This is a genomic window from Pacificibacter sp. (assembly GCF_039769035.1).
Taxonomy (GTDB): Bacteria; Pseudomonadota; Alphaproteobacteria; order Rhodobacterales; family Rhodobacteraceae; genus Celeribacter.
This window is the reverse complement of the sequence record NZ_JBDMZG010000168.1, coordinates 1-7,124: the sequence shown is the minus strand read 5'-3', so window position 1 is coordinate 7,124 and position 7,124 is coordinate 1. Positions and strand designations below refer to the sequence as shown.

The following is a 7,124-nucleotide window of genomic DNA, read 5'->3' as shown; positions in this document are numbered from 1 at the left end:
TGGTTGAAGATTATCAGGACCGCGGCGAGCCGTTCAACATGGGCATGGTGTTTCCGGTCTCTACACACAACTACGAAATCCGCTATTGGTTGGCGGCTGGCGGGCTAGAGCCTGGCTACTACTCTCCAGAAGATGTGAGCGGCACGATTGGTGCGGACGTCTTCCTGTCGGTGACGCCACCTCCACAAATGCCATCCACAATGGAAGCGGGCACCATCAACGGCTACGCCGTAGGTGAACCGTGGAACCAACAAGCCGTGTTCAAAGGCATCGGTGTGCCAGTCATCACCGACTATGACATGTGGAAGAACAACCCTGAAAAAGTGTTCGGTATCACCAAGCAGTTTGCTGAAGAAAACCCGAACACGACCATCGCCTTGACCAAGGCATTGATCCGCGCTGCGATCTGGTTGGATGAAAACGACAACGCGAACCGCGAAGAAGCTGTCGAAATCCTGTCTCGTTCTGAATACGTCGGCGCCGATTCCGAAGTGATCGCGAACTCCATGACGGGCTTCTTCGAGTTTGAAAAAGGCGATGTGCGTCCTGCACCAGACTTCAACGTGTTCTTCCGCTATAACGCGACATACCCGTTCTATTCGGATGCGATCTGGTATCTGACGCAAATGCGTCGTTGGGGTCAAATTGCTGAACCTGTTTCGGATGAATGGTTCATCGAAAAAGCCAAAGAAGTTTACCGTCCTGACATCTACCTCGAAGCCGCGCGCATGCTGGTTGATGACGGCATGGCAAACGAAGCGGACTTCCCATGGGATAGCGACGGCTTCAAAGAGCCAACCCCTGCGGCTGACATCATCGATGGCATTCCTTTCGATGGACGTGCGCCAAACGCATATCTGGAAAGCCTGCCAATCGGCCTGAAAGGTTCCCAAAAACTCGTTGACGGTGTGATCACCGAATAACCCCTTTGCGCCGCGGCATAAGCTGCGGCGCATTTCTTATTCTCGATAGCCAAAAGGCCAAAGCAAATGACCGCAATTGATCCTGAAACTCTCTCCGCCGAAGCCCGCCGCGCAAAGCTTTTTACGCGGATCAACAAAGCAGATGCTTGGTTTCAAGTGTTTGGTCTGGCGTGGCTGACGCCGCTGCTTAAGGCCGCAGCGGGCGATAATCCGCGCGCACAAATGTCCGAAATTTGGCGCCTGCTATGTGTGCCACTGTTGGCCATCGCGATTTTCCTTGTCGCTTGGGGGACGTTGGCGCCAAAGGTGCAAACTTCACTGGGTGCGATCCCCGGTCCGGCACAAGTCTGGGAACAGGCCATTAACCTGAATGATGACGCGGTGCGCGAGCGCGAAAAAGAGGCGGCATTTTATCAACGTCAAGACAAACGCAACGCTGATCTGATCGCCAATGGTCGCGCAGATGATGTCAAAGAACGTCAATATACAGGCCGTCCAACATATTACGCGCAAATCTGGACCTCGATCACCACTGTGTTTTTCGGCTTTCTGATTGCGTCAATTATCGCGATCCCATTGGGGATCATGGCGGGGCTGTCGGCCACGGCCAATGCCACGATCAACCCGCTGATCCAGATTTTCAAACCGGTTAGCCCACTGGCGTGGTTGCCGATTGTGACGATGATCGTCTCCGCGCTTTACACCACCAATGACGGGATGTTTTCCAAATCCTTCCTTGTATCGGCCATCACTGTGACGCTGTGTTCGCTTTGGCCAACATTGATCAACACAGCCCTCGGCGTGTCGTCGATCGACAAGGACTTGGTGTCGGTATCCAAAGTTCTCAAAATGTCGACTTATTCCAAAATCACCAAACTGGTTTTGCCTTCTGCCCTGCCGTTGATCTTCACGGGTTTGCGCCTGTCGCTGGGTGTGGGCTGGATGGTGCTGATCGCGGCAGAAATGCTGGCGCAAAACCCTGGTCTTGGAAAATTCGTCTGGGATGAATTCCAGAACGGGTCATCGCAATCACTCGCCAAAATCATGGTCGCTGTCTTCACCATCGGGATCATCGGCTTCTTGCTCGACCGCGTGATGTATGCGCTGCAATCCATGTTCACCTTTACAGAGAACCGGTAATCATCATGAGCATTCTGAGTTTTCAAAACGTGTTCAAAGGCTTTGGCCAAGGCACTCACCGCAACGACGTGTTGCATGACATCAACCTTGATGTGGCGGAGGGCGAATTTGTTGCCATCCTTGGATTTTCTGGTACCGGTAAATCCACACTTATGAACCTGATCGCAGGACTGGATACACCAGACAGCGGGACCGTCACATTCAAGGGCGCCCCGATCAAAGGACCAGGCCCAGAGCGTGGTTTGGTGTTTCAAAGCTATTCACTGATGCCGTGGTTGACCGTGGGCGGAAATGTTGGGCTTGCCGTGGATGCAGTGTTCCCGAAGCTGTCCAAGGAAGAACGGGAAGCCAAGATCGACCACTACGTTGGCATGGTCGGGCTACCACACGCGAAATCGCGCCGCCCTTCGGAATTATCGGGTGGCATGCGCCAACGTGTGTCAGTTGCCCGTGCGCTAGCGATGAACCCTGAAATGTTGCTGCTTGATGAACCGCTTAGCGCGCTGGATGCGTTGACCCGTGCAAATCTTGCGGATGAGATTTTGGATATTTGGGAGAAGGACAAAAAAACCTGCATCCTGATTACCAATGATGTGGACGAGGCGATTTTGCTCGCCGACCGGATCATTCCGTTAAACCCTGATGGAACATTGGGCGAGGCTGTGACGGTCAATATTCCGCGTCCACGCGACCGTGCTGCGATGAATGATGATACAACGTTCAAAGCCCTGCGGATGCGCGTCACCAATTATCTAATGGACGTGGGTATCGCCGCCAAGGTCGAGGAAACCCGACACCTGCCGAAGGTTACGCCGATCCATTCCGTACCTGCTGCTGTGGCCAGTGCCCAAGAGAGCGGCATCACAGAACGCTATTTGAACTTTTCGCAGCTCGACAAGGTTTACCCGACGCCAAAAGGTCCACTGACAGTTGTCGAAAATTTTGATCTCAAGGTGAACAAAGGCGAATTCATCAGCCTCATCGGTCACTCCGGCTGCGGTAAATCCACTGTGCTAACCATGGCCGCCGGACTGAACCCGATCTCAAAAGGGGCCATTCGTCTGGACGGCTGGAACGTCGAAGGTGCTGACCCTGAACGCGCCGTTGTGTTCCAATCGCCCAATCTGTTTCCATGGCTCAGCGCCAAGGAAAACGTGGCCATTGGTGTGGACAAAGTTTACCCAAAAGCATCGCAGGCTGAACGGCAGGACGTGATCGAATATTATCTGGAACGGGTCGGTCTGGCCGATGCGATGGATAAACAAGCGTCGTCCATGTCCAACGGCATGAAACAGCGTGTGGGCATCGCACGCGCCTTTGCCTTATCGCCCAAATTGCTTTTGCTCGATGAACCGTTTGGCATGCTCGACAGTTTGACCCGTTGGGAGCTGCAAGAGGTGCTGATGGAGGTCTGGTCGCGCACCAAGGTGACTGCCGTTTGTGTGACACATGACGTCGATGAGGCGATCCTGCTCGCGGACCGTGTGGTGATGATGACCAACGGACCACAAGCCACCATCGGCAAGATCACAGATGTGAAGCTGCCGCGTCCACGCACCCGCAAGGCGCTGCTAGAACATCCCGATTATTATAATTACCGCGCCGAGGTTCTGGATTTCCTAGAGGAATACGAACATGGCGCAAAACCAAAACCCAAACCAATTGCGGCGGAATAATTCATGACCCAGAAACTGATCGTCATTGGTGCAGGCATGGCAACAGGCCGCGCGTTAGAGCATCTTTTTGACGCAAATGCGGATGTCGATGTGACCCTGTTTAACGCGGAACCACGAGGCAATTATAACCGCATCATGCTGTCGCCTGTTTTGTCGGGGGATAAGTCCTACGCCGAAATCGTGACCCATGACGATGCGTGGTATGCGGCCAATAATGTGACATGTCGGTTTGGCGAGCGCATCGCCAGCATCGACCGCGCCGCCAAGACAGTGACCGCCGAAAACGGCGATGTTCTGGCGTACGATAAATTGATTTTCGGCACGGGATCGAACCCGTTTATGATCCCACTGCCTGGCCACGATTTGGAAGGTGTCATCGCATACCGCGATCTGGAAGACACTCAAACCATGATGGACCTTGGCCCTGATAATACCTGCGTCGTGATCGGTGGTGGTTTGCTAGGACTAGAAGCCGCCGCAGGCATGGCCGCGCGCGGAGTGGATGTGACCGTGGTTCATATCATGGGCCACTTGATGGAACGGCAGTTGGACGAGGCGGCCGGATATTTGCTGCGCAAGGCGCTAGTGGACAAGGGCATCACCGTCAAATGCTCTGCCAATTCCAAAGAAATCCTTGGCGAAAATGGGCGGGTGAAAGCGCTGTTGCTGGATGACGGCACCGAACTGCCTTGCGACCTGTTGGTCATGGCCGTGGGCATTCGACCCAATGTGAAACTTGCCCAAGACTGCGGGCTTGCCGTTAGCAAAGGCATTCATGTGGATGACCAGATGGTGACATCGGATGCCGACATCTTGGCCGTCGGTGAATGTGTGGAACACGACGGGGCAATTTTTGGGCTTGTCGCGCCGCTGTATGATCAGGCGAAAGTCGCCGCACAAACCCTTTTGGGCGAAGCTGGTAAATTTGTGCAAAAAGAGCTGTCGACCAAACTGAAGGTCACAGGCTGTGATCTGTTCAGCGCGGGCGATTTTGCCGATGGGGAGGGCCGCGAAGACATCGTCTTTCGTGATCCTGCACGCGGCGTTTACCGTCGCTTGGTTTTGGAAAACAACATTGTCATCGGCGCAGTCATGTATGGCGACACGGCCGACAGCAATTGGTTCTTTGGCCTGATCCGCGACAAGACCGATATCACAGACATGCGCGAAACATTGATATTCGGCCCTGCGTATCAGGGGGGCGGTGCGTCGGACCCGCTCTTAGCCGTTGCAGCCTTACCGCGTGAGGCGGAAATCTGTGGGTGCAACGGCATTTGTAAAGGTCAGATTGAGGATGCAATCGCCGCAGGGGCGACTGATCTTGGTGCTGTGCGCAGCGTCACCAAGGCGTCGGGATCTTGCGGGACGTGCACTGGATTGGTGGAGCAAGTCCTCGCGGTAACCTTGGGCGATGATTTTGTGATCCCAGCGGCCGCATCAATTTGCGGCTGCACGGATATGACCCACGAAGACGTGCGGCGTATGATCAAATCCCAAAAACTAAGATCGATGCCAGCCGTTTGGCAGGAATGTGGGTGGAAGACATCTTGCGGCTGTCACGTTTGTCGACCTGCGTTGAACTTCTATTTGCTCGCCGATTGTCCGCTTGAATACCAAGACGACCCGCAGTCGCGTTTCATTAATGAACGTAAACACGCGAATATTCAAAAAGATGGTACATTCTCTGTCGTGCCGCGCATGTGGGGCGGGATCACCACGCCGGACGAATTGCGGGCCATCGCGGATGCCGCCGACAAATACATGGTGCCAACGGTCAAGGTGACTGGCGGACAGCGGATTGATTTGCTCGGCGTTAAAGGCGAAGATTTGCCTGCCATTTGGAAAGACCTCAATGATGCTGGCATGGTATCAGGTCACGCCTATTCTAAAGGGCTGCGCACCGTGAAAACCTGTGTTGGGACGGATCACTGCCGATTTGGGACGCAAGACAGCACCGGCCTTGGGATCAAGCTGGAAAAAACGCTTTGGGGATCATGGACACCGCATAAGTTAAAGCTTGGTGTGTCGGGTTGCCCGCGCAACTGCGCAGAGGCCACCTGCAAAGATATCGGGATCGTTTGTGTCGATAGCGGCTATCAGATCAGCATCGGTGGCGCGGCAGGCATGGACGTGCGTGAAACCGAATTGCTGCTTCAAGTCCCCAATGAGGATGAAGCAATTGCCGTGATCAAAGCTGTCACACAGCTATACCGTGAGAACGCGAAATATCTGGACCGCATCTATAAATGGATGGCCAAGGTTGGGTTGGATTGGATCACTGAACAGGTGACTGATCTGAACAATCGCACTGCCCTTGTTGATCGCTTCGAGTTGTCGCAATCCATTTATCGCCGCGACCCTTGGGCGGATCACGTCACGACGAAAGCGGCCACATATGCCCCTGTCGCAGACCTAACACTGGAGGCCGCAGAATGAGCGACTGGATTGATATCGCGGCCCTTGATGATGTGCCACAACGCGGGGCGCGGCTGGTCAAAACGGTGCACGGCTGTGTCGCGGTATTTCGCACTGGCGCCGATGAGGTCTATGCGCTCGACAACGCTTGCCCCCATAAAAACGGACCATTGGCAGAAGGGATCGTCCATGGATCTTCGGTGACTTGTCCGCTGCACAATTGGGTCATTTCATTGGAAACGGGTCTTGTTCAAGGAGCCGATGAGGGCCGCGTCAACACCTATCCGGCGCGTGTTGAAAACGGTCGGATCAGTCTAGATGCTGCATTCTTGCGCGGGCGGGCCGTGGCATGACGCTAACCAAAACAACCTGCCCCTACTGCGGGGTTGGCTGTGGCGTTCTGGCGGGCGCAGATGGGACGATCAAAGGCGATCCTGATCACCCAGCGAATTTTGGGCGTTTGTGCTCTAAGGGGTCGGCGCTCGGCGAGACCCTCGATCTCGAGGGTCGTCTTCTCGCCCCGCAGATCGGCAAATGTGACGCGAGTTGGGATGATGCGCTTGATATGGTTGCGACGATGTTTAGTGACGCAATCCGCGAACATGGCCCCGATAGCGTGGCATTCTATGTCTCGGGTCAACTGCTGACCGAAGACTATTACGTCGCCAATAAGCTGATGAAAGGGTTCATCGGCTCTGCAAATATCGACACCAATTCAAGGCTTTGCATGGCGTCATCCGTGGCGGGTCACAAACGGGCCTTTGGGTCCGACACGGTGCCGGGCACCTATGCGGACCTGGAACAGGCCGACATGATCGTGCTGGTTGGATCGAACCTTGCGTGGTGCCATCCTATTTTGCACCAACGCATCGCAGCGGCGAAAGCGGCGCGTCCTGACATGCGCGTTGTGAACATTGATCCGCGCAAAACCGCCACGTCTGAACTTGCTGACATACATCTGCGGATTGCC

General features: G+C 54.6%; 6 protein-coding genes. All 6 read left to right on the top strand.

What is annotated here, in order from left to right:
- The coding region (locus tag ABF287_RS14135; protein WP_347185641.1) for a CmpA/NrtA family ABC transporter substrate-binding protein at positions 1-923 on the top strand (923 nt) is incomplete at its 5' end.
- Positions 924-989: 66 nt separating this feature from the next.
- Complete coding sequence (locus ABF287_RS14130) at positions 990-2,063, top strand: ABC transporter permease (protein ID WP_347185640.1); 1,074 nt, start codon at positions 990-992, stop codon at positions 2,061-2,063.
- A gap of 5 nt (positions 2,064-2,068) precedes the next feature.
- On the top strand, positions 2,069-3,739 hold the full coding sequence (locus tag ABF287_RS14125; protein ID WP_347185639.1) for an ABC transporter ATP-binding protein: 1,671 nt from the start codon (positions 2,069-2,071) through the stop codon (positions 3,737-3,739).
- Positions 3,740-3,742: 3 nt separating this feature from the next.
- Complete coding sequence (gene nirB / locus ABF287_RS14120; protein ID WP_347185638.1) at positions 3,743-6,175, top strand: nitrite reductase large subunit NirB; 2,433 nt, start codon at positions 3,743-3,745, stop codon at positions 6,173-6,175.
- The gene (nirD, locus tag ABF287_RS14115) at positions 6,172-6,507 is read left to right on the top strand and encodes a nitrite reductase small subunit NirD (protein ID WP_347185637.1); all 336 of its coding nucleotides are present in this window, start codon (positions 6,172-6,174) and stop codon (positions 6,505-6,507) included. Before nirB ends, nirD begins: the two co-directional genes overlap by 4 nt.
- Positions 6,504-7,124, top strand: a 621-nt coding sequence (locus tag ABF287_RS14110; protein WP_347185636.1) for a molybdopterin-dependent oxidoreductase, incomplete at its 3' end; no start/stop codon positions are given. The genes nirD and ABF287_RS14110, both read left to right, overlap by 4 nt.

What these genes read in the sequence shown, in the direction of transcription:
- ABF287_RS14130 (WP_347185640.1), top strand. Translation starts at nt 990, where the DNA reads ATGACCGCAATTGATCCTGAAACTCTCTCCGCCGAAGCCCGCCGCGCA.
- ABF287_RS14125 (WP_347185639.1), top strand. Translation starts at nt 2,069, where the DNA reads ATGAGCATTCTGAGTTTTCAAAACGTGTTCAAAGGCTTTGGCCAAGGC.
- nirB (WP_347185638.1), top strand. Translation starts at nt 3,743, where the DNA reads ATGACCCAGAAACTGATCGTCATTGGTGCAGGCATGGCAACAGGCCGC.
- nirD (WP_347185637.1), top strand. Translation starts at nt 6,172, where the DNA reads ATGAGCGACTGGATTGATATCGCGGCCCTTGATGATGTGCCACAACGC.